Here is a 23394-nt window from a genome sequence, read left to right as displayed (position 1 = left end):
TCAGGATCGGCTGTAGCGCCTCCAAACGCCCTCTAGCGGCGATACTGCTCTAATAGCTGCTTCGCATAATTTCTGTAAATCGCCACGGCGTTAGCGCCATTGGGAAGATTCTTTTTTGCAATTGCTGTACTGCGGTAGAATGCCATGGCCATAGCCAAATAAAGGCCAAGCCATCCATCTTTATAGCCTTTAAGAATTAAAAATCTGCCAACCAACTCTCGAGTTACGTGATAGATGATTCGAAATAAAAGCGGCTTCCCGTAATTGTACTTTTGAGATTCCACCTCAAAATCAGTATAATTATCCAATTTTCTGATAAAATGCTTTACATCGTTATAATTAAAATGAACGATTGAAACATTTTCCCCAATTATTTTTATAATTCTACAGCCATCTTCGATTTTAACAAAATCGTGAACACGCTTTTCATAGTTTAGTTTTCCTTTTTTGAAAAATCGCGGAATTACCTGATTTTTATATCCCCAACCCGAACCTAGAATTTCACGACCAAAAAAGAAATTTCTAAAAGAAATTCTCGCAACATCGCATAAATCACGTGCCGCAATTTCCTTTAATTTGATCGATAAGTCGTAAGGCACTATCTCATCCGAATCTATTGCCAAGACCCACTGATGCGAGCATTTCGAAAGGCCAAATGCACGTGCTGGATCAGCAAATCCAACATTCTCGTGAAAGTAAATTTTCGCCCCGTGCCTGCTCGCAATCTCAACGGTTTCGTCAGTGCTGTGCATGTCAACAATGACAATTTCAGAGCACCAGTTGACGCTGCTAAGACAGGCGTCAAGATATTGCGCTGAATTATAAGTGTGAATAACGCAAGAAATATTGCTCACAAGCTTCTCTTTTTAAATTTATCGAATTAAAATGCGATATTTATTTAATTACCCACAAACCACTAAAAATTTCAAATTAAATAAATACGCAAAAAAAACACTCAATTCATTCTAATCCGAAGAGTGAACGTTATCCTCGAATTTGACATTCATCCCAAATAGTCGTGAATATCCGCCCAAAATCGTTCCGACTATTAATAGAATATATGTTTGAGCATATCCGGCAATATTATAGGTGAACCATAAGATCACACTCGAAAATATCCAAGGATAAAATACTATAGCCCAGCTCTTACCGACCTTAAATCCAGACCAGGCGAATCCGGAAATTAGTCCAATTACAAAAAAATACAGCAACGAGAAGACACCAATGGCCTGGAACACGTATCCATAAGCAGTTAACCAATTGAGACTCCAGTCAAGGCCTGCTCCCTCAACTGCGTCGTGCTCATTCATAACGATTTCGTAATAACTCCAATCGTGCTTGAACGACGACATAATATAGTAGGAACTAGGGACGTTAATGTCAATTCGCCCAGCCAAGACGGCTGCAAGGCGATTGAACGACGCTGGACCATAATTGTAAAGCGCTTCAAACCCTTGACCACCTCTTGCGACTGCGATCAACACGAACAAGCCTACCAAAGCTGAGATAGCCGCAAAAATTGCGACGTGATTGACGCTTCCTTTTTTAATGTAGCGAGCACGTACACGCAGTACTCCAATGCACATTAGGAAAGGGATTAAGACATACCTTGCCAAAATTAATAGAGAAACGGTAACTGTGAGAATACACATAAACCAATACATATAGCGCACCAGGTTGGTCGCTTTTTCATCATAGACTTCTTTTGAAGCCCATAAAGTTATTGCAATATGCGAATATAAAACATAAAAAAATATGGGATCAACTTCCAGACTTCCCTTGATATCCGTATTTGCGACACTTTCCAGAAACAAAACGAACAGATTATTCGACTCGATTAATGCAACGCCAACGTAAATTGTTGCGCAGCAGGAAATCAGCATCGGAATCAGATAAAAAGTTCGCCTCGATATTGAAAAATGAATGCCGATTAATGAGATTCTAGGGAATCGAAATTTTGTTGCAACAGACACCCCTGCTGAATAAGCTAGGATACAGGCAATTACGTATGTCAGCACTCGCCAATTCAGGAACATCAAATTTGGCTCACCAACAATATCCGTATAATTATACGCCGTAAACGTCGTGAAAATTACACATATAATGAATGAGTACACCGCCGCGTTGTTCGGAGAAATAAGGGAAAATCCGAGATCGCGGGAGGGTAGAATCTTCATAAAGCGACTCTGACAGGTGGAAAAATACGCACTCTTAAAATAGTCACATTAACTACCAAATTAGATCAGCATGTTGTTTGAATTTAATGTCGATCATTGCTTGATGCATTTATCATGCATTTCAAATATTCATGCGCAATAATAGGCGTTAAAAATTATTTTCTCTTTAATTTTTAAATTGGCCGAAATTTCCGCGATAATAATCGATAATTCCGCGAATCATATAACCGAAATCGGCTCGTCGATTTTCACTAAAAAGCATTATTTCGATAAAATTTTTCGAAAATTTCATAATCTCCGACACAACAAAAATCGGATGCTTCCAAAAATGCTTCCGCCAATAATATAAGGCATTTCTCGTCATATAATACCGACGAAGTGGGGAATGCACTGATATCGAACGACGAAATCCAATGAAGGAAATTTCTTTCGTAGTTCCCAACTTATGATCTAGCATCACATCATTGATCTGAAACACAGTGAATTTTGAATTTTTCAGACGCAGACAAAAATCATAATCAACTGCATCGATGAATAGCTTCTCTTCAAATCCACTCACACATGTAAAAGCGTGAAGGTTCAATATATTTCCCGACGTCATAACGACAGGGCGCACCTCTAGTCCTTTTACTCCCTTATCGTTATGCGAGGGAGAAAGAATACCAATTTCATCATGTCGCGATCTAAGTGCCTCAAAGGCATCTAGAAATTTTTCAAGCTCGGCTGCGCGAAATGTACTATCTTGGTCCATCGTCAACAGCCATTGCGCCCCATTTTTTATTGCTTCACGAGCGCCAATGTTTAAAGCTAGTGCAACGCCTTTGTTTTCGTATTCACCAATATAAGTACTCTGCGGCAGGAGACTTAAACGCGAAAAAACTTGCTCATTCCGCCTCTCGGAGTTATCGATAATGTACAGATGTCCGAGACACTGCCTATAAGACTCAATAGCATCGATTACTTCTACGCCCGGGTTATACAGCACGACAACCCCATGTAGCTTGCGGTTTACCACGATAACTCTCTCCAAAGAGGCAACCCTGACGAATTTCGCCAAAGAAATCGATACTTTAGATTTTTATTACTTTATCAAACCGCCACAAATTTCAGCACGGCTTACTTATTGATTTTTTAACAATCACTATCAATCTAAGCTTCGCTTCAGTTTCTGTACGAAAAATCCCATCAAGAATGCAATAAGAAATTCAATTACGAGGAGCGAAATAGCCGTTCCCAATCCACTAAAAAATTTGGATAATAAAAAGCACAACGGTATATTGACAACACCTGCGATAAGCAATATTCCAAAATATTGCTTATCGAAACCAGTGTTGAGCATTACCTGCACACCATAGATGTTGTTCACCATAATAAATATAGGAACAACAATGATTATCTTCAGTATCTCTGACGCACCGACGTCGGAATTATATAAAAGATTAATAATATGATCGGCGAGAAAAAAAATCGGAGCAATGACGATGATTTGCAATGCAATTGCGATGAGCAAAATTCCGTCCAATTTTTTTAGCATTCGGCTTGGATTCGCCTTTATATTTCTTGCAACATGTGGAAACAAAACTGTCGTCAAAGGTGTGCCCAAAAAAGCTATAGCGCGCATGATTTTTTCGGCAGAGGAGAAATAGCCCACGGCCAACGGGCCACTCACAACACCCAGAATCACTGAGTTTGAGTTACTAAACAGTGAAATATTCACCTGCGACAAAAAGAGATACCAACCGCCGCGAAAGCTTTGCTTTATTGACCGAGCATCCGGCAAAGTCATTCTGATATCAAATTTATATCGCAAGAGGATAGCCGCTGTTATTACTGTAGCCGCGCCTGCGATCGCAGATAATCCGGGAACCCATAAATAATCGTCTCGCGAGTGGACGAAAAAGAATGTCAACGCCGACGGTATAATCCTCGAGATGGCACTTAAATAAACAGCGGCTGACATTTGTTCTACACCTTGGAAAAACCATCCAGGAAGAAAGGTCTGTCCCAACATAGCTATAAATGTCAAAAAATAAAGCGTATGCATATCCCACATGTATGGGAGTGCGCGCACAATGCATAAAAATACCAAGAGACAAGCTACAACTAGAATAATTTTTACATAAAAAACGGTTGCGCATATATGATTTATGCGCGACGGCTCACTACGATTGATTGAAATTTCGCGAACAGCGGAAAGATTAAATCCGTAGTCTATTATAATTCCGAAATACGCAACAAACGCCGTAGCTAAAGACAATGATCCGAATCGCTCAATACCAATCACGTGGATTAGGTACGGCATTGTTATTAAAGGCGCAGCATTTGCTGCATTTATAAATCCAACGGAAACGAAATTTTTAATAAATTTGTTCAATTTACGCAACCGTCAGAATTCAAAACAAAATGCCACTATCGATATGTGTATCTTCAACACTATTTTCAAACGCCGATTTTATTTAGCAAACGCGGCGACTGGATAAGCTTATCTTTCTCAGATTTTTCACTTGCCAGCTTCCAACTGTGATCTTGATGAACGAGCGGGTCGCCACGCGTCGACCACTCGCGATAAATCATCGCGAAAAGCCGATTCCCGGGCCGCAATGGCTTTCGAGAATGCAATCAACAATCCGAGCACTACACCCAAAAAACTTCCCGCTAAAATAATAAGCGCCCGATGAGGGGCTGACTTCTTTTCAGGGGGGATTGCCGAATCTATCTGTTGAACTAAAGGACCTTCCTTCGCTTCATCAACTTTAGCTAGTTCTAATTGCTGCCGAAACTGATCAAGAACGGCTTCTTCATACTTCACCTCGCGGAAAGCACGGATATTCGCCAGTGCAGCGGTATCGTCTTTGCCAGTTCCACTGCTGCTGGACGCTCCGCCCTCCAAGCTGGCTAGTTGCTCTCGCATCGCGCCAATAGCAGCCAATGTTTTTTGAACTTCCGGATTTTCTTGGGTTTCGTACGTGCGCATCGACTGCAGTTCGATTTCGCTGGCGGTGATCTTCGCTCGAAGCTGGGCGGCAGCTTGAATGCTACTAGCCACCTGCCCATCAAGACTAACAACTCCACCTTTTTTTCGCGCTAGATCGAAGGTCGATTCAGCTACGCTGAGTCGGTCCAGTGTTTGGTCGATCTGAGCCTGAAAGAATCGAGTCCGCTGCTGCGCATCAGTGACCGCTAGCCGATTAAGTTGTTTACGTAGTTCGTCAACGTAAGCATTAGCCAACGTTGCAGCGAAGATCGGAGATCGATCCGTTACTTCGATCGTAATGAAACCATTCTGCCTATCACTGCTGACTTTGACGTTGTCGCGCAGTTCTTTTCGTACATCTTCGGTAGTGTGCTTGCTATAACGCTCTTTCAGTTTAAAGCGCGCAGTCAAATCGTCTGCGACAACGTTACTCTGCAGTAATCCAACGTAGGTCCCATCTGGACTTTTACCGCCAATCGCGCCACCGATGTCCGCAAGCGACCCAAGTCCAGACAGCAAGCTAAGCGCGGACTTATTCTGCTGCGGAGGCAACAAAACGGTCTTGCCCGTATATTCCGCGGGCCATAAAAGGCTGCCCGCGATTGACACAGTCATCGCGGCGAAGACCGTTCCGAACAGTACTCGCTTTTGCTCGCCCAACAACACTAAGATATCGAAGACGCTGATTTCCTGAGCGTATTCACGTTTAGTTATGGGTTGCTGATCTTCGCTAAGCTTCATCGTGGTTGCTTGAGTATCTTCCATGATTGTCTTACTTGAATACCTCAATGGCCGCCGCGCTAAGCCCGAAGTTAGCAAGGACCTGCGACCAGTCTTTCAGCCCAGCAATAAACTTCGTCATGCCCGAACGCGGATCAACCTTCTCCGGTACCACGACCGTATCGCCCGGCATCAGCTGCGTCGAATCGAACGAGCTCATCCAATGTGCAGAGTCATGGTTGAACACGCTGCCGTCGGCACGCAAAACGAATGCCGAGTCCACTTCTGCAATATCCTGTTGCACACCGGCCACGCGCAGCGCGTCGCTAACCGTGCGACCCTGCTTCCAGATCAGCGCGTTTTCGTTGTCGACCGCACCCACGACAGTCACGAAGGCCGGACGCGGCGGAACATAAATCGTGTCGCCGTTGTCGAGCGGCAGATCGGGCAGGTCGCCAATGTCGTGTGCATCCGTTGCCAGCTCGAGCGAAACCCGACCATCCGGCTTAAGTGAACGCAGGCGCGCAAGTTGAGCTTGCTGTTCTTTCCCCATTTGATCTTGCAATGCCTTCGAATCAGACGAAGCCGGTAGATTTGCAATTGCAGCCGCCAGCTTCGCGCCTGATTGCTGCTCGGCACGGCTGATCGCTTGCTGCAGGTTGCGCGTTTGCGCTTCACGCGTTTGCTCGCGAAGGAACTGCGTGCCGTACACGTATGCCTGCGGCGTCAGACCACCCGCGCGACGCAGCACCGTCTGAATCGTGTCACCCGGCTGCAATTGGTACACACCGGCTGCACGCACTTCGCCGTCCACGCGCACGATGCGCGTGTGATCGGCCAGCGGCAGACGCATATCCTTCTTGCCGAAAATGGTGACAACATCGCCCGGCTGCAGCGTGAGATCGGCGGTCGGATCGGTTTTGTGCACGACCGCGCCGAGGTTGAACGGAATCAGTTGCGTCTGCAACGTCTTACGATCAAGGCGCTCGATCACAGCGTAATTCCAGTTCGGCTCGTCAACGAGGTTCTGAACCTGATTGTCACGGCCAGCACTATCGCCATCTCGATCAGTCGGACGATCGAACTGCACCAGCACGTTCTTGCGCTTGAAGTAGTCCGGCGTAAGCAGCGCATCCGGCTCCGGCAGCAAATCGGACAACTTCATGCCCGGCTTGAACGGGTAGCGCAGCGGCGAAGCCACGTTACCGCGCAGCGTCACGGCATTCACGAAGCCTGGATTGATTTTCTGCAGCGTGATGATGTCGCCATCTTTCACGGCGCTCGCGCGTCCCGCTTCGTCGAGGTTTCGCTCCGTCACGCGACGCGACGGTCCGCTGGCACTCGGATCGGACACGCTTTCGACGATCACCTTGTCGGTGCTCGTCAACGCCGATGCACCGCCCGCATAGGCGAGCAGTTGGCCGAGCGATTCGTTGACTGACTTGAGTTCGTAGATTGCAGGTGTATCGATCGCACCGGTCAGCGCGACGCGCGGGCCAGCCGGCGGAATCACGATCACGTCACCGGGTAGCAGATGCAGATCGCCGTCCGCCTTACCCGAAGTGATGAAGTCGTACAGATCGAGCGTGGCGACGAGCTTGCCGCCGCGTCGCAACTCGATATTGCGCATCGAGCCGTTCGAACCGGGACCGCCGCTCGCGAAGAGCGCGTTCACCAACGTCGAAAGACTCGACACCGTGTAAGCACCCGGATGGCGCGCCTGGCCAACCACGTACACCTGAACCGAACGCAGGCGGCCCAGCGATGCATTGACCTTGAAGTTGCTGTACACGCGGCCGATCTGACGCTGCAGCAGGCCGTCGAGTTCGGAAGCACGTGCACCGGCCACCGTCACGGCGCCGACCTTCGGAATATTGATCTGACCATTGCGATCAACCGTCACGGTCATGTTGCCGTCAACGCCGCCCCACACCTGGAGCTGAATCTCGTCGCCCACGCCAATCACGTAATCGGAGGGCGCCGGAATGTTTTGCGGCGGCGTGTACGTGCTGTCGTTGTCGCTACCCGTAAAAAGCTTCTGGCCGAAGATCGGCAGCATGCGGCCCGTTGAGTCCGCAACAAACCGTTGGAACGCGGTGGGCGGTTCAGGCTGGGCACGAACGCCGCTCGAAGCCGCGCTCGCGCTCGGGTCGAACTTCCGCGTGCCATCTGCAGACGTCACACCCTTGACCGACGCGCCATCGAGCACGCCCGGCGCATTCAGCGACGGACTCGCGCTTGCAGTGGGAATGCTGCTCAATTGCGAGCCGGAAATAGCAGGCACAGCCGCAGCGCCACTAGCACCCTGCACCCACGCCGGAATCGGAGGCATCGACGTATCGCTGCTTTGCGCGTGCGCGCCCAACGCGAGCAAGAGCAACTGCGCAGCCGCAGCCGACAGCGCGAGCATCTTGCGGGCAACACGATTACTGGTCCGTCGATTCCGCACCACCGGCGCGGCAAACGAAACCTGGTCCCCGAACACTGAATTCTTCGAACGTTTGTGCATTGTCTTCTAACGCCATCGGCCAATATGGTTTTTACGGCACGACAGTCGCCACTCTTTAGTTTTACAGCCCGGATATCAACAGATTAACGGCCGACCCTAATTCGCAAACCACCGAAAAAGCGCCCACTTCCGTCTCTTACTTGCCAATCGAAGGCGGCCCGTACCAGAGGCTGCGCGGATCGCTCATGTCGGTGACGTTGTAAAGCGGGTACGCGCGATTCAACTTCGCACCGCCATCACGCAGCAGCGGCTCCCAGAGCGCGCGGCCCGAATCGCCCGTCGAGCGCGAGAGCATGATGTCGAACGGGAAGCTGAGATAAATGCCCTTATCGAAACTGCCTTCGCCGAATTGCGCGCTCGATACATTGGTCTTCGTAAAGTACGCGCCCATCGTGACGCCGTTGCGGAAGCGTCGCGAAACGTCCACAGTCACACCCACATCGCGTGCGAGATAGCGCCCGAAACTCACGTTCGCCTGAATACCTTGCCAGCCCGTATCCCAGTACGCGGTGATATGGCCCGTGAACGTGCGGTAGCTCAGCATCGAGAAGTCCTGGCGGAAGCCGCGCTGCTGAACTTCGTTACCGTCGATACCAATCGCGAAATGGCTACCGTACGGGCGATACAGATATTCGGCGCCCACGCCCGCGAACATGCTTTCGAGCAGACCGCCGTAGACGCTGTAGAAACCGCTTTCGCCCACACGGCCCACCTTGGTCGCCTGAAGCATCGGAATCGTCACGCGCGAACTCGTGACGTACTGGCGAATATCCGTGCGCACCGGCGGCAGCGAGCTAACCGTGTCGGCCTTGTACTTGCCGTAGTTGTCGAGCAGGTCGAAGTTGATCGCGCCCGCGATCCACGAAGTTCGCGTGAGGCGCATCTCGCCCGAAGCCACCGCCGAAATCTCGTAGAGGAAGCCATTCGGGCCACCGAACGACTGCGCGTAGCCCGGCCCGATCGAACCCGAAAAGCGTTTGGGCGCTTCGGCGAACACCTGATCTATGCCGTCCACCTGTTGCGTGGTCAGCGGCGGACGCTGCACCACCACCGGCGTGCTCTCGCTCGGCGTCACCACGCGGGCGTGGCTTGCGTACCACGCGTCGCGATTGATGGTGTACGTCGCCGTCGCCATACCGCGCTGGCGCACTTGCAGCGTGAACGTCCGAATACCGGCCGGCGCCTCGCGATTGAGCACATTCGCGCCGCGATCGAGCGTTGCCTGGATGTAGAACGCGTCCGGGTTGTCGAATTCGACGAGCAGATCCTCGCCGCGGCGCCGCACGCTCACGACGCGCCAATGCATCTGCGCATAGAGATCGTCGGCGAGCTTATGCCAGTCAGTGGCGGGTTCGGGCGCAACAATCGGCGCTTGCGTTTGATCTCCGGCCTGGGTTGGCTCCGGCATCACGACCGGTTGCAAGTGCAACGTTCGCGTAGCGGGTGCATTTGCCACGGCCGGCGTCGCGCTCGCATCCACTTCCTTCACGTCGGTCGGCGCAGGCGCGAAATTCGCGGCCGACACATCGGAGAGTTCCGAACGCGGCGCCGCCATATTGACCTTGGAGGCGACGGGCGGCGGCGTAATCGGCAGAGGCTTCGGGTCGCCGACCTTCATCGTTTCGGCGTTGCGGAAGTTGCCGTGTAGCGAGAAACCGAGCATCAGGCGGCTGCCGCGCTCGAACGCCGCGCTCAGATCCAGATACGAGGTCGCGCGATACACAAAGCCCACGTTGAACGGGGATTTGTCCTTGAGCGTTTCGCCAAAGGGCTCGTGCTGGTAATTATTGCCGTCGTACTCGAGCTTGAGAATCAGCTTGTCGATGGGCGTTTGATACTGCACGCCGCCGAACAGCGAGGTACGTCCGCGGAAATACGAGTTCGAGAGCGTGCCCGTACCGTCACTGCCCGTACGATTGTTGAAGCGGCTGCTCGCGATCGAAAGCGGATTCGGCAAATTGCCGCGATTGCCGACGTAACCCCAGCCAAGGCCCGCGCTCCAGTCGAAGTCGCCGGTGCGCTTGCTCGCGACCACGTATTCGCCCGAGAACAGGCCCGTGCCCGCAAGGTCGCGAACACCCACCGAAACCTCGGGAATATAGGCCGACTCTTTCCAGAGCCGCAGCTTTGCATCGACGCTCTTGTCCTTGTACGACTGCGAACCGCTCCAGTCGGCCGGGCCGTACGCCTGGTTCGAAATGTCGGTATAGCGGAAGCCGAACTCGAGAAAATCGACCGGCTGCATCATGACGTTGATGCGCGTGTACGGATTCACCGTCGACACGCTGAACGACGCCTCGCCGGCTGGATTCATCCGCGCCGTCGGCGTTTGCAGAATGCCTACGCTGCCCCAATCGCCGCCCGTGATGGGGAAATCACGCGAGCGCGCCGCCATGCTCGGCGGCGGAACGGGCATATCCACCGTGGGGCGCATGCGCGGATCGTCGGTTTCGGACACGCCTTGCGTCGCGAAGAACGTGGCGATGCGCTGCGAAATATCGTCGGGCCATTGCTCGCCGCGATCGGGCGCCCAGATCCACGCGCCCGGCGCGGGCGCGTCCTGTTGCTCGCGATTCCACAGCGCGATGTTGAAACGCGACACCGTGCCGTCGGGCTGCGCGATCCATGCGGTATCCGGACTCGCGTGCGAATTGCAGGCGAGCACGTAGTGCAGCGCCTCCGCGTTGGCCTGGAACGGGATCACACAAAGCGATCCCGTCGAGCGGATCACCGTGACCGTCTGCGGCCGGTCCGGAATCTTGACGATATCGCCCGGCTGGAGCATCGGGTCGCTCGCCGGATTGCCTTGCAGCCAGCGCCCATCGCCGCTCTTGAGCGAAACGCGGCCCGTTGCCGAACGTGCGTCGACAAGGCCGTACACCGCGTCGCGCGCTATCGAGCGAGTCGGATCTTTGTCGCGCAGCGCGCCGATATCGAGCAGCAGTTGCTGGCGTTGCGCTTCCTGCAAGGCGAGTTCGCGGTGCGCGAACCAGCTCACACCCTGCGGATAAAGCGGGTTATCGGTTTGCGGCGCGGCGGTGGCTTGCGCGTTGACGCGCCCGGCGAGCCAGTCGCCGAGATGCATGGGCTGCGTGACGATCAGCGATTCGCCGGCAATCGCCGGAAAAGGCAGGCCACAGGCAATCAGGCAGGTCGTGAGGTAAGTCGCGCGTCGCTGGCCGGGGAAGCGGTCTTTATTCACCGTTACTCTCGACTGGCAAACGCGCAGGCCAGCGTTGCCAGCTCAAGCAGAACGATTTGGCGAAACACTGCTCGCCATACACGGCGACCGACTGTCCATTGAGTTGCTCGACCGCGTAGCGCGCAGGGGGCAGCGCATCGCGCGCGCTCGACGTGCGCGACGACTCGGCAAACCACGCGAGTTTGTCGGCGGGAAGATCGGCGAGGTCGGAGCTCGAAGGCGGTTTGATCGGCGCAAGCGTCAGCACGTCCTGCACGCCGAAGTCATAGTTCGGCATGACGTCACGCGTACGCTCCAGTGTCACGGGAGCCGTGATCTCGCGCCATGCCGGCACCGCGGAATAACGCACGCTGGACCAGTTCATGGGCAAACCGGCGCTCCCCACGACTCGCCCGTTCTGCAAGCGCAGGACTTCCGAGCCCGCGCTATACCAGACTTCGATCGGACCGTGCGGATCGGGATCTGTATAGCCGAGCACCATGAGCGTAGAACGGCCGTGAACCGTAATGCGCAAATAGGTAAATTTGGGATCGAGACGCGTCGAGTCCAGATTGTTGGACGAGCGAGTCGAATGCACGAAGTGCCAGGCGTCGCCAATTCCTTCCAGCGAACTCGAACACGCCGATAGCAGAATCGCACAGGCGAGACCGAGCAGCAGCGAACGCATGTTTATTGCGGACTACTTAGAAAGAGAATCGGGAGCCAGACGAACACACGGAGGTTCCGCTTACGCGGAACCTCCGTGACTATCTATCCGGAATTGGGAAAGATTAACGCGTCGTCGACGTGGAGGTCGCCGTAGCAGCCGTGTTGTTGCTGCTGCTGCTCGTAGCGGCAGCAACGCCTGCTGCCACTGCTGCGACTGCCACCACCGAAACGGCAGCAATAGCGCCAACGCTCATACCCGCTGCGCCGGCCGCACCCGCCGCGCCTGCTGCGCCTGCGCCCGTACCACCAGCGCCCGTACCCGTGCCCGCCGTAGCAGCAGGAGCCGGAGCCGTTTGAGCTTGAGCCAGAGGAGCCAGCGCCATGCTGGAAACAACGGCCATCGCGATCAGATTCTTGATTTTCATTTTTGACAATCCCGCTCTTGTAGAAGAGAGTGCAAACCCCGTAGGACGCAGAATCTAACAAACACCAACATCAGATGTCAAAAGAATCTGACATGACAACGGGTGACGTCTGACTTAATCCCGGCGCTTTTCCCACGCGGCGTAGCCTACCTGTTCCTCCAGGACAGAAAAAAGTCTCGTTAGCAAATGTTGTACCGCACCAACACCTCTAATGCGCCTTGAATCGAACCTGTAAGGCTGGCAGGGGCGCAAACGTTTAACCAACCTCCAAATTCTCACAACCTCGTGAGATATTTGAAAAATTTTGTTGCACAGGCATCGAGTTCATCGATAATTGACGCCAATCGCCAGCTCAAGGAAAAGTACGGCAAAAGCGCTGGCATAAAACGCAAGTCATTAAAAATGGCAACGGGGAACAAAAAGAACTACGGGGAATACGTCGCATGCAATCGCTTATCACTGCCCGACCCGCAGTGGATTCGCTGCGCGCGTTCGCACGGCATGACAGCGCAAGTTCGCAATGGCAATTACCGCAGCGCTCAGCGTTGCTGGGCGTTGGCGAGCGAACGTCCTCTCCTCTTTTTCGCAACCGGTATGGCGCAGCGTCCCGACGCGTGTGCGCGGCCAGCGGGCCTGCGCGCGCGACCGTCGTAACGGGCCGCTTGCTCTAGTCATTTCCACAGCTTTACGTATTCGTGAGGAGTGCAAAGCACATGCAGCATGTGCCGCGTGCTCCGTTTCGATCCATGTTGTGCTGGTTTTGAGACCGCTACCCAGGTTGCACCCATGAACCCTGCCCAAGCTATCAGCGCCGAACTGGCGCCCCTCTCGACTCGAAAGCGCTTCAATAGCGGCGACAAACGCCGATTCGTCACACGAATTCTCGACGTCGCGATCATCGCGATTACCGGTTACATTTCGGCTAAATCGATGGTCCACGGCTGGGCGCACGATATAACCGCCGTATATCGTTTCAGTATTCTTTTCTGCGCATTTTTCGCATTTACCGCATTCGATTATTTCGGCGTTTATCAGTCGTGGCGCGGCCGCGGCCTGGCGGCAATGTGCGCGCAAGCCATTGGCGCGTGGCTGACGGCATGGCTCGGCGCCCTCTTCGCGGCGTTCCTCGTGCATCAGAGCGGTTCGATCTCGCGTGCATGGGCGCTTTCGTGGCTGGCCTCAGCCGGTCTTCTGATCGTGCTCGACCGCGTGGTGATTTACTTTGCGCTGCGCGCGGTTCGCGGGCACGGCTTTAACACCAAGACGGTGTTCATCGTCGGGTATGGCAGCCATGGTCAGGACTTCCACCAGAAAACGGTGAGCGCGCCGGCCATGGGCTACAAGGTTGTCGGGTATTTCGCCGAAGACAAGCGCGATGCGCACGGCGCCGTGCCCTGCCTCGTGAGCCTCGACGAAGTGCGCGCATTCGTGGTCGCGAATCGCGTTGACGAAGTGTGGCTGACGCTGCCGCTCGCCGCCTACAACGACATGGAGCGCATCGTCGCGCAGCTGCGCGGCGCGCCCGCCGAGATCCGCTGGATTCCCGACCCCGCCACCGCGAATTTCATCTCGCATCGCACCGGTGAAACTTTCGGACAACTTACGATTGATCTGAACCACATGCCGGCACCCGGCGTGCAAGGTCTCTTCAAGGAACTGTTCGACCGCTCGCTCGCCGCCGCCATGCTGCTCGCGCTTTCGCCGGTCATGCTCGGCCTTGCGCTGGCCGTGCGTCTTTCGTCGCCGGGTCCGGTGTTCTACGGCCATAAGCGTCTGGGCGCGAATGGCGAACACTTCAAGGTCTACAAATTCCGCTCGATGGTGATGGACTCGCAGCGCATTCTCGAAGAGTTGCTCGCGAACGATCCGCAGGCCCGCGCCGAATGGGACGCCGACCACAAGCTCAAGAACGATCCGCGCATTACCGGTATTGGCCGCATCCTGCGCGCGACGAGCCTCGACGAGCTGCCGCAGCTCTACAACGTGTTGCGTGGCGACATGAGCCTCGTGGGGCCGCGCCCGATCGTCGACGACGAAGTGCACAAGTACGGCAGCGCGATCCAGTATTACTATGCGGCGCGCCCCGGCATGACGGGTCTGTGGCAAGTGAGCGGCCGCAACGACGTGACCTACAACTCGCGCGTGAATCTCGATTGCCGTTACGTGACGAGCTGGTCGCCGTGGCAGGACATGAAGATCCTGTGGCGCACCGTGGGCGTGGTGTTTGGCCGACGCGGCGCGTACTAGGCAATACGAAGGGGCCAACCAACGCCCCAAAAAAGAAAGGCGAACCTTGCGTTCGCCTTTTTTATTTACCGCGCCGCCTGCGTTACCGGCCGCTCCGGGTACGCGTAGCCCGAATCGAGCAGCCAGCGCACCGTCGAATGCACGCGCGCGGCGTACGCGTCGCGCAACGCGGGCGTGGCGGAGTGATACGCGCCGATCGCCGCCCACGTGTTGCCGTATTCGTTGAGCCGCTTGCGCAGAATCCACGCGCCCGTGTACACGTTCTTGCAGCCGTCGTAGAGATCGTCGCGCTTGACGCCGTACTTCGCGAGTTCGTTCAAGTGCACCGAGTTGATCTGCATGAGACCCATGTCGCTCGTGCCGTTTGCGTTCAGATGGCTCGCGTCGGGCCGCATCCGGCTTTCGACGATAGCGATCGCGAGCAGGATATTCGGATTGACGTGGTGATATTCGGCCGCGCTCAGCACGCAATCGGTGCGCGTGGTTTTAGCGGACTCAGCCGCGGCACCGGCGCCGTTCGTGGCTTGCGCGGCCAGCGCCGCTGTTGAAGCGGCCAACCCCACGAGCAGCGCGGACGAAAACACGGCGCACCGACGCAGCGGCGCGCGAAGCGGCAAGAACATGATCGGCGGAAAACCTGAATGCCTCGGGCGGAACGCAGCCAGCCGCCGAAACATGATGTGATTTGAAAAACGCGTTGGACCCCGTCCAACGCAGGCCGCATTTTGCCACGGCAGCGGGCGCGGTCATCGCGCGTTTCCCGAACCTGTTGGTTCGCCGACACGGCAAAATTTGCTGCTCACCCCTCGCAGCCAAAGAATGCCGCCATAAAAAAACGGCCAGCATTCGCTGACCGTTCTCTTCAATTCAGGCTAAGCGCCAGCCTCAAACCACCACCGTCTGCGCCTCGCCTTCCTTGCTTTCGCGCACCACACCAATCTTCCACACCTGTTCACCGGCCGCCGCCAGCAGCGCCGCAGCCGCATCGGCCTGATCTGCCGCCACGATCACGGCCATGCCGATACCGCAGTTGAACACGCGATGCATTTCCGCATCGGCAACACCGCCGTGCTTCTGCAGCCACGAGAACAGCGGCGGCAGCGGCCATGCCGCGTGGTTCAGTTCGGCCGTGAGACCGTCGCGCAGCACGCGCGGAATGTTTTCGACCAGCCCGCCGCCCGTGATGTGCGCCATGCCCTTCACGGTGATGGTTTCCATCAGCTTGAGCAGCGGCTTCACGTAAATACGCGTGGGCGCCATGAGCGCGTCGGCGAGCGAACGGCCGTCGAAGTCGGCGGCCAGATCCGGCTGCGCGCGCTCGATGATCTTGCGCACGAGCGAAAAACCGTTCGAGTGGATGCCGCTCGAGGCCAGACCCAGCACCACGTCGCCGGGGACGATCGTGCTGCCGTCGATAATCTTGCTCTTTTCGACCGCGCCCACCGCGAAGCCGGCCAGGTCGTACTCGCCGTCGGGGTACATGCCCGGCATTTCCGCCGTTTCGCCGCCGATCAGCGCGCAGCCCGACAGTTCGCAGCCTTCGGCAATGCCCTTCACCACCGTCGCCGCCGTGTCCACGTCGAGCTTGCCGCACGCGAAGTAGTCGAGGAAGAACAGCGGCTCGGCGCCTTGCACGAGAATGTCGTTCACGCTCATGGCGACCAGATCCTGGCCCACCGTGTCGTGCTTGTTCAGGTGAAACGCGAGGCGCAGCTTGGTGCCCACGCCGTCGGTGCCGGACACCAGCACAGGTTCCTTGTACTTCTTCGGCACTTCGAACAGCGCGCCGAAACCCCCGATTCCGCCCATGACGCCGTCGCGCAGGGTCTTCTTCGCAAACGGCTTGATGCGGTCGACGAGCGCGTCGCCCGCGACCATGTCGACGCCAGCGTCGGCGTAGGAAAGGCCTTGGTCCTGCGAGGAAGCGTGATTAGCGGGGCCGGATTTCGGTTGATTCATGGGGAAGCGCCAGAAGGTCGGTAAAATGAGATTTTAACCGATTGACGGCGCCCCGCCGCCGGCGGCCGAGCGATTGTGGCGCTCGCGCACCGCCGCCGCCCCAGGCGCCGCATAACCTTCGTTTTGTCGCAGAACACTCCGATACTCGCGCTTTATCAGCGTCAGGCACTTGTGTGGCCCGGCATCGCGGTCGCGCCCGGCCTCGTGGCGGGCCTCTTGTACCTCGTGCACCTCGTGCGCCTCGTGCTCACGCCGCTTCGGCCGGGCGGCCGCCGCGTGCCGCTCACACGCGCCGTATCCCGCGTCGTTCGCGCGATCGAAGGCTTCCTTTTTACGCCGATGGCGGTGGGCCTGCGCATCGGCCCGCATCCGCTCGCGGTTATCTTCGCGCTGCTCGCGTTTGTCTCGTTGGTCGCGTTCGGGCAGTTATTTGGCCTCTCCGGCGTGCTGCTCGCGCTGCCTGCCAGTGCGATCGCCTCGATCGCGCTGCGCGAATTGCGGCGCAGCTATCTCGCCAGCGCGCTCTACAGGAACTGATTCGGTCAGACACACCGTGGTGCAGCGACAGCTAACGCTCGATCTCGGCACACCGCCGCCATCGACCTTCGACAACTTCTACACCGGCGCCAACGCGGAGCTGGTGGCGCGCCTGCGCGGCCTCGACGCCTCGCTGGTGGCCGGTCCCATCGCCGACCGCACGTTCTATGTGTGGGGCGAGCCCGGCAACGGCCGCAGCCACCTGCTGCACGCGCTCGCCGACGAAGCGCCACCGGGCCATGTGCGCTATCTCGGGCCGCAAAGCGCGCTCGCGGCGTTCACGTTCGATCCGCGCGTGACGATCTACGCCGTGGACGACTGCGACGCGCTCTCGGGTGCGCAACAGATCGCGCTCTTCAATCTGTTCAACGAAGTGCGCGCGTATCCCAACTGCGCGCTGGTCGCGACCGGCAATTCCCCGCCGATGGGGCTCGCCGTGCGCGAGGATCTGCGCACGCGCCTCGGCTGGGGCCTCGTGTTCCATCTCGCGCCGCTCTCCGACGAAGGCAAGGCGGCCATCCTCAAGCTCGCAGCGCGCGAACGCGGCATCGCCCTCGCCGACGACGTGCCGGCGTATCTGCTCACGCATTTCCGCCGCGACATGCCGAGCCTGATGAGCCTGCTCGACGCGCTCGACCGCTTCTCGCTCGAGCAAAAGCGCGCGGTCACGCTGCCGCTGTTGCGCACGATGCTCGCGAAGGGCGTGGAGGCGTTGCTCGGCGAGGTCGAAGCGGCTTCGGGCGCGGAGCCGGGCGAGATGGGCGAGATGGGCGAGATGGGCGATTTCGCCGATACACCGGGCGCGCTGGAAGGGCTGGAAGCGCTGGACGCGTCCGAATTGCCGGAATCGCCCGCCGCACAAGGCGAAAGCGCCAGCGCGCCCGCATCGGCGGAAGAAACCCGCGATCCCGCCGATTCGGACGCCGCCGCGCAACTGCCGCTCTACGAAGCGCCTAAACCGCCCGCCCAACAGGCGCGCGACCCGCTGCCCGGCCCGTTCGCCAAACGCACCGACAACGTGGAAGGCGAATTGGGGGCCAAATACCGCCCGGTGATTCACAAGGAACTGGGCGCGGAGCTGAAAGGCGAAGTCGAAGCCGACGTCAGCAACGAGATGAGCGGCGAACTGAACGGCGACCTCGATCCGCCTGCGCCAGCGGCCGAAGGCGGCGCGCCGGGCGAAAACGCGGCCGAACCGGCGCAAACGGCAGAATCGGCACACTCGGCAGAATCCGGCGATCCCGCCCCCGTAACGCCCGCCAGCCACGGCACCGCTTCGGCATCGCCAGACGAATCCGCAAACGAATCGCCCGACCGATCGACGCCGGATTCCGCCAGCGCCTCGGGCAATGCGCCCGCTTCGGTCAAACCCACGGAACCCGGCCCGACCGACACCCCGGAAAACCCGCCCGCCGACGCCGGCAACGGCTTCACCCGCTTCAAGTAAAATGAGCGCCCATGGCTAACCTTGCACTTTTCGATCTCGATCACACGCTGATCCCCACCGACAGCGACCACCAATGGGGCCGCTTCATGGTGAAGCTCGGCATCGTCGACGCGGAGCGCTTCGCCGAGCAGAACGATCGCTTCTACGCCGACTACAAGGCCGGCGCCCTCGACATCCACGCGTACCTCGTCGCTATGCTCACGCCGCTCGCGAAATACCCGCGCGCGCAACTGAAGGCGTGGCACGACCAGTACATGCACGAAGTCATCACGCCCACGATTCAGCCGGTCGCGCTCGAACTCGTGAAGCAGCACCAGGAAGCGGGCGATCTCTGCTGCGTGGTCACGGCCACCAACGAGTTCATCACGGCGCCCATCGCCGCAGCGTTCGGCGTGGAAACGCTGATCGCGTGCGAGGTCGAAACCGTGGACGGCCATCCGGCATCGGCGTATCCGGCATCGGCATTCACCGGCCGCCCGACCGGCACGCCGAGCTATCGCGAAGGCAAGATCGTGCGCGTCGAAGCGTGGCTCGCCTCGCTCGGCAAAAGCTGGTCCGACTTCGAGCACAGCTACTTCTATAGCGATTCGCACAACGACATTCCGCTGCTGGAAAAAGTCACCGACCCGATCGCGACCAACCCCGACGACACCCTGCGCGCGCACGCGCAACAAAAGGGCTGGCGCATCCTCGATTTGTTCCAAGCCCAGTGATCAAGAAATTTATCCGCAAGCTGCTCGGCCACGACGACACCGCAGCGCCGCAAGACAACGAAGCCGCCCACGCGCATGACGACGGCGCCGAGGCCACCAGCGCGCCCCGCACGCGCCGTCCCAAAGCTACCGGCGCAACCGGCGCCGCCAGGACGTCGAAACCGCGCGCCGGCAAGGCGCCCGCCGATCCGGCCACGCCCGTGATCCTGTCCGCCGACGTCCACGGCATCAATCCCGCGCTGATCTCCCGCAACGCCATCCGCGTGACCGAAGGCCTGCAGCAAGCGGGCTTTCGCGCGTTCATCGTGGGCGGCGCGGTGCGCGACCTGCTGCTCGGCATCGCGCCGAAGGACTTCGACGTCGCCACCGACGCCACGCCGGACCAGGTGCAGAAGCTGTTCCGCCGCGCGCGCATCATCGGCCGCCGCTTCCAGATCGTGCACGTGCAGTTCGGCCAGGAAATCATCGAAACCTCGACGTTCCGCGCCCTCGTCGATCCGCCGCCCGCCGACGCCGCGCCTGTCGCCGCCGCGCCGCAAAAGCGCATGCGCCGCGACGAACTCGACCGCAAGACGCATCACGTCGATGCGAGCGGCCGCGTGCTGCGCGACAACGTCTGGGGCGAGCAACACGAAGACGCCACGCGCCGCGACTTCACGATCAACGCGATGTACTACGATCCGGCCACGCAAACCGTGCTGGACTATCACAACGGCATGGCCGACATGCGCGCGCGTCTGCTGCGCATGATCGGCGACCCGGCCACGCGGTATCGCGAAGATCCCGTACGCATGATGCGTGTGGTGCGTTTCGCGGCCAAGCTCGGCTTCGAGATCGAGGAACACACGCGCGCGCCGATCAAGGAAATGGCCGACCTCATCAACAACGTGCCGGCCGCGCGTCTCTTCGACGAAATGCTCAAGCTGCTGCTCTCGGGCCACGCGCTCGAGTGCCTCAAGTGGCTGCGCAAGGAAGGGCTGCATCACGGCCTGCTGCCGCTGCTCGACGTGGTGCTCGAACAGCCGCAGGGCGAGCGCTTCATCTCGCTCGCGCTCTCCAACACCGACGCGCGCGTGCGGGCGGGCAAGCCGGTCTCGCCGGGCTTCCTGTTCGCCACGCTGCTGTGGCACGACGTGCAGCAGCGCTGGCAGCAATACACGACCGAAGGCGAGTTGCCCGTGCCCGCGCTGCAGCGTGCGATGGACGACGTGATCGACGCGCAAACGGAAAAACTGGCGATCCATCGGCGCTTCTCGTCGGACATGCGCGAGATCTGGGGCCTGCAACTGCGCCTCGAAAAGCGCGGCCGCGGCGCGATCAAGCTGCTGGAACACCAAAGATTCAGAGCGGGGTATGATTTCCTCCTGCTGCGCTGCGAGTCGGGCGAGCTGGATACGGAAGTCGGCCAATGGTGGACCGACTTCATCGAAGGCGATCTCACCGCGCGCGAAGCCCTGCTCTCGCAAGGCGGCGCCAAGGAGCGCGGCCCGCGCAAGCGCCGCCGCCGCGGCGGCGCGAAGAATCGCAGAACGGGCGAAGGCGCCGCGCACGAAACCGCGGGCGCCGTGGAACACGAAGACGCCGGTCATGCCGGCGACGCCGGTCCCCACGAGGATTGACGCCGTGCGTGGCGCCGCTTGAGCGCCGCGCGAAGCGTCGAACCGCAACGAACGTCGCAGGAAATAGAGCCATGACGGTTGCCTGGCTGGGCATCGGCGCAAATCTGGGGGATGCGCGCCAGGCCCTGAAAGACGCGGTGGTGTGCCTCGCACAGCAGCACACCCTCACCGTGATCGCGAAATCGAGTTTTTACCGCACCGCGCCTATCGACGCGGGCGGTGACGACTATTTCAACTGCGTCGTGAAGCTCGACACGCGGCTCGCCGCGCACGACCTCCTCGCGCTGTGCCAGCGCGTCGAACACTACTTCGGCCGCGAGCGCCCGTTTCGCAACGCGCCGCGCACGCTCGACATCGACATCCTGCTGTTTGGCGAGGCCATCATCGAAGAAGCCGATCTCGTCGTGCCGCATCCGCGCATGACGGGCCGTGCATTCGTGCTCGTGCCGCTCGTCGAAATCGATCCCGAAGTGCTGATTCCCGGCCGCGGCCCCGCGCACGCGTTTCTCGCCGCCGTGGCCGATCAGCGTATTGAAAAGCAGAAGCCGCCGTGCCAGTGTCTCGGCCTGCCCGGCGCCCCGGAGGCCGCCAGGAATCCGCTCGATGTGGCCGCTGCCGCGTCCGGCAAAACCGGCGGCTGCCGATGAACACCACGCCGCTGCCGATCACCACCACGGTGAACGCGCGCGCCACGCGGCCCGCGTTTCAGTATCTCGTGATCGAAGGGCCGATCGGCGCGGGCAAGAGCGCGCTCGCCGCGCGGCTGGCCGAGCGCTGGTCGATGCAAACGCTGTTCGAATCGAACGCCGACAACCCGTTTCTCGAGCGCGTATATCGCGACGCGTCGTCGTCGCATGCGCTCGCCGCGCAGTTGCATATCGCGTTGCAGCGCGAGCAGCTTTCGCACGAGGTGGCCGCGCGCCGCGCCGCGGGCGTGCCGCTCGTGACCAACTTCCTCGCCGAGCGCAACGACCTGTTCGCGCGCCTCACGCTCTCCGAAGACGAGCAGCCGCTGTTTCGCGCGCTGGCCGCCAGGCTGACCGCGCCCACGCCGGCGCCCGATCTCGTGGTGTATCTGCAGGCGAGCCCGGAGGCGCTGTACGCGCGCATCCAGAAGCGCGCCGTCGCGCGCGAGCTGCATATCTCGGACGCGTTCCTGCGGGCGCTCTGCGACAGCTACAACGAATTTTTCTATCATTACGACCATGCGCCGGTGCTGACCGTCGGCGCCGAGAACCTGAACCCGCTCGACTCCGAAGCGGACCTTGCGCTCATCGCCGAACGCATCGAGGCAATGCGCGGCCGCAAGGAATCGTTCGTCAAGGGCACGTCGCTGTAGCCGTTGCATGGCTCGCGCGGCGTTGCCACTCGTCTCACCTCTTCAACGGATTTCCCCATGACTTACCTGCAGGAAACGAGCCGCAGCGCGGTCACCGTGCCCAAACTCCAGGCGATGCGCGACGCGGGCGAACGCATCGCGATGCTGACCTGCTACGACGCGAGTTTTTCGGCGCTGTGCGACCGCGCGGGCGTGGACACGCTCTTGATCGGCGACTCGCTCGGCAACGTGCTTCAAGGCCACACGACCACGCTGCCCGTCACCCTCGACGACATCGCCTATCACACGGCCAGCGTCGCGCGCGCGCAACCGAAGGCGCTGATCGTCGCGGACCTGCCGTTCGGCACCTTCGGCACGCCGGAAGAGGCGTACGCGAACTCGGTCAAGCTCATGCGCGCGGGCGCGCAGATGGTGAAGATCGAGGGCGGCGAATGGCTCGCGCCCACCATCGCGATGCTGGTCGAGCGCGCGATTCCCGTGTGCGCGCATATCGGCCTCACGCCGCAGTCGGTGCACGCGTTCGGCGGCTTCAAGGTGCAGGGCAAGACCGACGCGGCCGCCACGCAGCTCATTCGCGACGCGCTTGCCGTTCAGGACGCGGGCGCGCAACTCGTGGTGATCGAAGCGGTGCCCGCCGCGCTCGGCACCGAAGTCACGAAGCAACTGCGCATTCCGACCATCGGCATTGGCGCGGGCGTCGAGTGCTCGGGCCAGGTGCTCGTGCTGCACGACATGCTGGGCATTTTCCCCGGCAAGCGGCCGCGTTTCGTGAAGGACTTCATGGAAGGCCAGCCGAATATCGAGTCGGCCGTGCGCGCGTACGTGCAGGCCGTGAAGGACGGCTCGTTTCCCGGCGCCGAGCACGTGTTCTGATTTCG

18 protein-coding genes and 1 pseudogene are annotated in these 23394 nt (G+C 58.4%); 9 read left to right on the top strand and 10 right to left on the bottom strand.

What is annotated here, in order from left to right; all coding sequences use genetic code 11:
- Positions 1–32: 32 nt before the first annotated feature.
- The 8 genes from FAZ98_RS02510 to FAZ98_RS02475 form a co-directional block, all read right to left on the bottom strand.
- Positions 33–854, bottom strand: coding sequence for a glycosyltransferase family 2 protein (locus FAZ98_RS02510; protein WP_158948474.1), 822 nt, complete (start codon positions 852–854; stop codon positions 33–35).
- Positions 855–965: 111 nt separating this feature from the next.
- On the bottom strand, positions 966–2177 hold the full coding sequence (locus FAZ98_RS02505) for a hypothetical protein (protein ID WP_158948472.1): 1212 nt from the start codon (positions 2175–2177) through the stop codon (positions 966–968).
- Between the two features lie 166 nt (positions 2178–2343).
- Positions 2344–3192, bottom strand: a complete 849-nt coding sequence (locus FAZ98_RS02500; RefSeq protein WP_158948470.1) for a glycosyltransferase — start codon at positions 3190–3192, stop codon at positions 2344–2346.
- 129 nt (positions 3193–3321) lie between these two features.
- Positions 3322–4551, bottom strand: coding sequence for a flippase (locus tag FAZ98_RS02495; protein WP_158948468.1), 1230 nt, complete (start codon positions 4549–4551; stop codon positions 3322–3324).
- Between the two features lie 126 nt (positions 4552–4677).
- Positions 4678–5916, bottom strand: a complete 1239-nt coding sequence (locus FAZ98_RS02490; RefSeq protein WP_158948466.1) for a GumC family protein — start codon at positions 5914–5916, stop codon at positions 4678–4680.
- Between the two features lie 7 nt (positions 5917–5923).
- Positions 5924–8380 carry a polysaccharide biosynthesis/export family protein gene (locus FAZ98_RS02485; protein ID WP_158948464.1) on the bottom strand — a complete coding sequence of 819 codons (2457 nt, stop codon included), beginning with the start codon at positions 8378–8380 and terminating at the stop codon, positions 5924–5926.
- A 136-nt stretch (positions 8381–8516) separates the two neighbouring features.
- Positions 8517–11582 (bottom strand): YjbH domain-containing protein, encoded by a 3066-nt coding sequence (locus FAZ98_RS02480; protein WP_158948462.1) that lies wholly within the window; start codon positions 11580–11582, stop codon positions 8517–8519.
- A complete protein-coding gene (locus FAZ98_RS02475) occupies positions 11575–12249 on the bottom strand; it encodes a YjbF family lipoprotein (RefSeq protein ID WP_158948460.1) in 675 nt (224 codons plus the stop codon). The genes FAZ98_RS02480 and FAZ98_RS02475 overlap by 8 nt, the downstream gene beginning before the upstream one ends.
- 700 nt (positions 12250–12949) lie before the next feature.
- On the opposite strand from FAZ98_RS02475, the gene FAZ98_RS02470 reads away from it, so the two are divergent.
- Entirely contained in the window at positions 12950–13309 is a 360-nt protein-coding gene (locus tag FAZ98_RS02470; RefSeq protein ID WP_158948458.1) for a hypothetical protein, read from the top strand.
- 66 nt (positions 13310–13375) lie between these two features.
- The gene (locus tag FAZ98_RS02465; protein ID WP_325072384.1) at positions 13376–14902 is read left to right on the top strand and encodes a sugar transferase; all 1527 of its coding nucleotides are present in this window, start codon (positions 13376–13378) and stop codon (positions 14900–14902) included.
- 65 nt (positions 14903–14967) lie between these two features.
- On the opposite strand, the gene FAZ98_RS02460 is transcribed toward FAZ98_RS02465, so the two are convergent.
- Positions 14968–15519 carry a lytic transglycosylase domain-containing protein gene (locus FAZ98_RS02460; RefSeq protein WP_233272684.1) on the bottom strand — a complete coding sequence of 184 codons (552 nt, stop codon included), beginning with the start codon at positions 15517–15519 and terminating at the stop codon, positions 14968–14970.
- Between the two features lie 268 nt (positions 15520–15787).
- Positions 15788–16861 (bottom strand): phosphoribosylformylglycinamidine cyclo-ligase, encoded by a 1074-nt coding sequence (gene purM / locus FAZ98_RS02455; protein WP_158948452.1) that lies wholly within the window; start codon positions 16859–16861, stop codon positions 15788–15790.
- Positions 16862–16984: 123 nt separating this feature from the next.
- On the opposite strand from purM, the gene FAZ98_RS36145 reads away from it, so the two are divergent.
- The 7 genes and pseudogenes from FAZ98_RS36145 (at position 16985) to panB (ending at position 23389) form a co-directional block, all read left to right on the top strand.
- Positions 16985–17398 carry an AI-2E family transporter gene (locus tag FAZ98_RS36145; RefSeq protein ID WP_407672025.1) on the top strand — a complete coding sequence of 138 codons (414 nt, stop codon included), beginning with the start codon at positions 16985–16987 and terminating at the stop codon, positions 17396–17398.
- A gap of 19 nt (positions 17399–17417) precedes the next feature.
- Positions 17418–18095 (top strand): annotated as a pseudogene (gene hda, locus FAZ98_RS02445) (DnaA regulatory inactivator Hda); the annotation flags it as partial.
- Positions 18096–18856: 761 nt separating this feature from the next.
- Complete coding sequence (locus FAZ98_RS02440) at positions 18857–19558, top strand: histidinol-phosphatase (protein ID WP_158948450.1); 702 nt, start codon at positions 18857–18859, stop codon at positions 19556–19558.
- Positions 19555–21177, top strand: coding sequence for a polynucleotide adenylyltransferase PcnB (gene pcnB, locus FAZ98_RS02435; protein WP_158948448.1), 1623 nt, complete (start codon positions 19555–19557; stop codon positions 21175–21177). Before FAZ98_RS02440 ends, pcnB begins: the two co-directional genes overlap by 4 nt.
- A 71-nt stretch (positions 21178–21248) precedes the next feature.
- The gene (folK, locus tag FAZ98_RS02430) at positions 21249–21824 is read left to right on the top strand and encodes a 2-amino-4-hydroxy-6-hydroxymethyldihydropteridine diphosphokinase (protein WP_158951832.1); all 576 of its coding nucleotides are present in this window, start codon (positions 21249–21251) and stop codon (positions 21822–21824) included.
- Positions 21821–22516 (top strand): deoxynucleoside kinase, encoded by a 696-nt coding sequence (locus FAZ98_RS02425; RefSeq protein ID WP_158948446.1) that lies wholly within the window; start codon positions 21821–21823, stop codon positions 22514–22516. Before folK ends, FAZ98_RS02425 begins: the two co-directional genes overlap by 4 nt.
- Positions 22517–22573: 57 nt before the next feature.
- Positions 22574–23389 (top strand): 3-methyl-2-oxobutanoate hydroxymethyltransferase, encoded by an 816-nt coding sequence (gene panB, locus FAZ98_RS02420; RefSeq protein WP_158948444.1) that lies wholly within the window; start codon positions 22574–22576, stop codon positions 23387–23389.
- The last annotated feature ends 5 nt before the right edge of the window (positions 23390–23394 follow it).

The sequence above is a fragment of the Paraburkholderia acidisoli genome, assembly GCF_009789675.1.
GTDB classification, from domain to species: domain Bacteria; phylum Pseudomonadota; class Gammaproteobacteria; order Burkholderiales; family Burkholderiaceae; genus Paraburkholderia; species Paraburkholderia acidisoli.
The sequence above is the reverse complement of the archived record's forward strand: the minus strand, read 5'-3'. Positions and strand labels throughout refer to the sequence as shown.

What these genes read in the sequence shown, in the direction of transcription:
- FAZ98_RS02465 (WP_325072384.1), top strand. Translation starts at nt 13,376, where the DNA reads ATGTGCCGCGTGCTCCGTTTCGATCCATGTTGTGCTGGTTTTGAGACC.
- folK (WP_158951832.1), top strand. Translation starts at nt 21,249, where the DNA reads ATGACGGTTGCCTGGCTGGGCATCGGCGCAAATCTGGGGGATGCGCGC.
- FAZ98_RS02485 (WP_158948464.1), bottom strand. Translation starts at nt 8,380, where the DNA reads ATGCACAAACGTTCGAAGAATTCAGTGTTCGGGGACCAGGTTTCGTTT.
- FAZ98_RS02475 (WP_158948460.1), bottom strand. Translation starts at nt 12,249, where the DNA reads ATGCGTTCGCTGCTGCTCGGTCTCGCCTGTGCGATTCTGCTATCGGCG.
- panB (WP_158948444.1), top strand. Translation starts at nt 22,574, where the DNA reads ATGACTTACCTGCAGGAAACGAGCCGCAGCGCGGTCACCGTGCCCAAA.
- FAZ98_RS02425 (WP_158948446.1), top strand. Translation starts at nt 21,821, where the DNA reads ATGAACACCACGCCGCTGCCGATCACCACCACGGTGAACGCGCGCGCC.
- FAZ98_RS02490 (WP_158948466.1), bottom strand. Translation starts at nt 5,916, where the DNA reads ATGGAAGATACTCAAGCAACCACGATGAAGCTTAGCGAAGATCAGCAA.
- FAZ98_RS02505 (WP_158948472.1), bottom strand. Translation starts at nt 2,177, where the DNA reads ATGAAGATTCTACCCTCCCGCGATCTCGGATTTTCCCTTATTTCTCCG.
- purM (WP_158948452.1), bottom strand. Translation starts at nt 16,861, where the DNA reads ATGAATCAACCGAAATCCGGCCCCGCTAATCACGCTTCCTCGCAGGAC.
- FAZ98_RS02440 (WP_158948450.1), top strand. Translation starts at nt 18,857, where the DNA reads ATGGCTAACCTTGCACTTTTCGATCTCGATCACACGCTGATCCCCACC.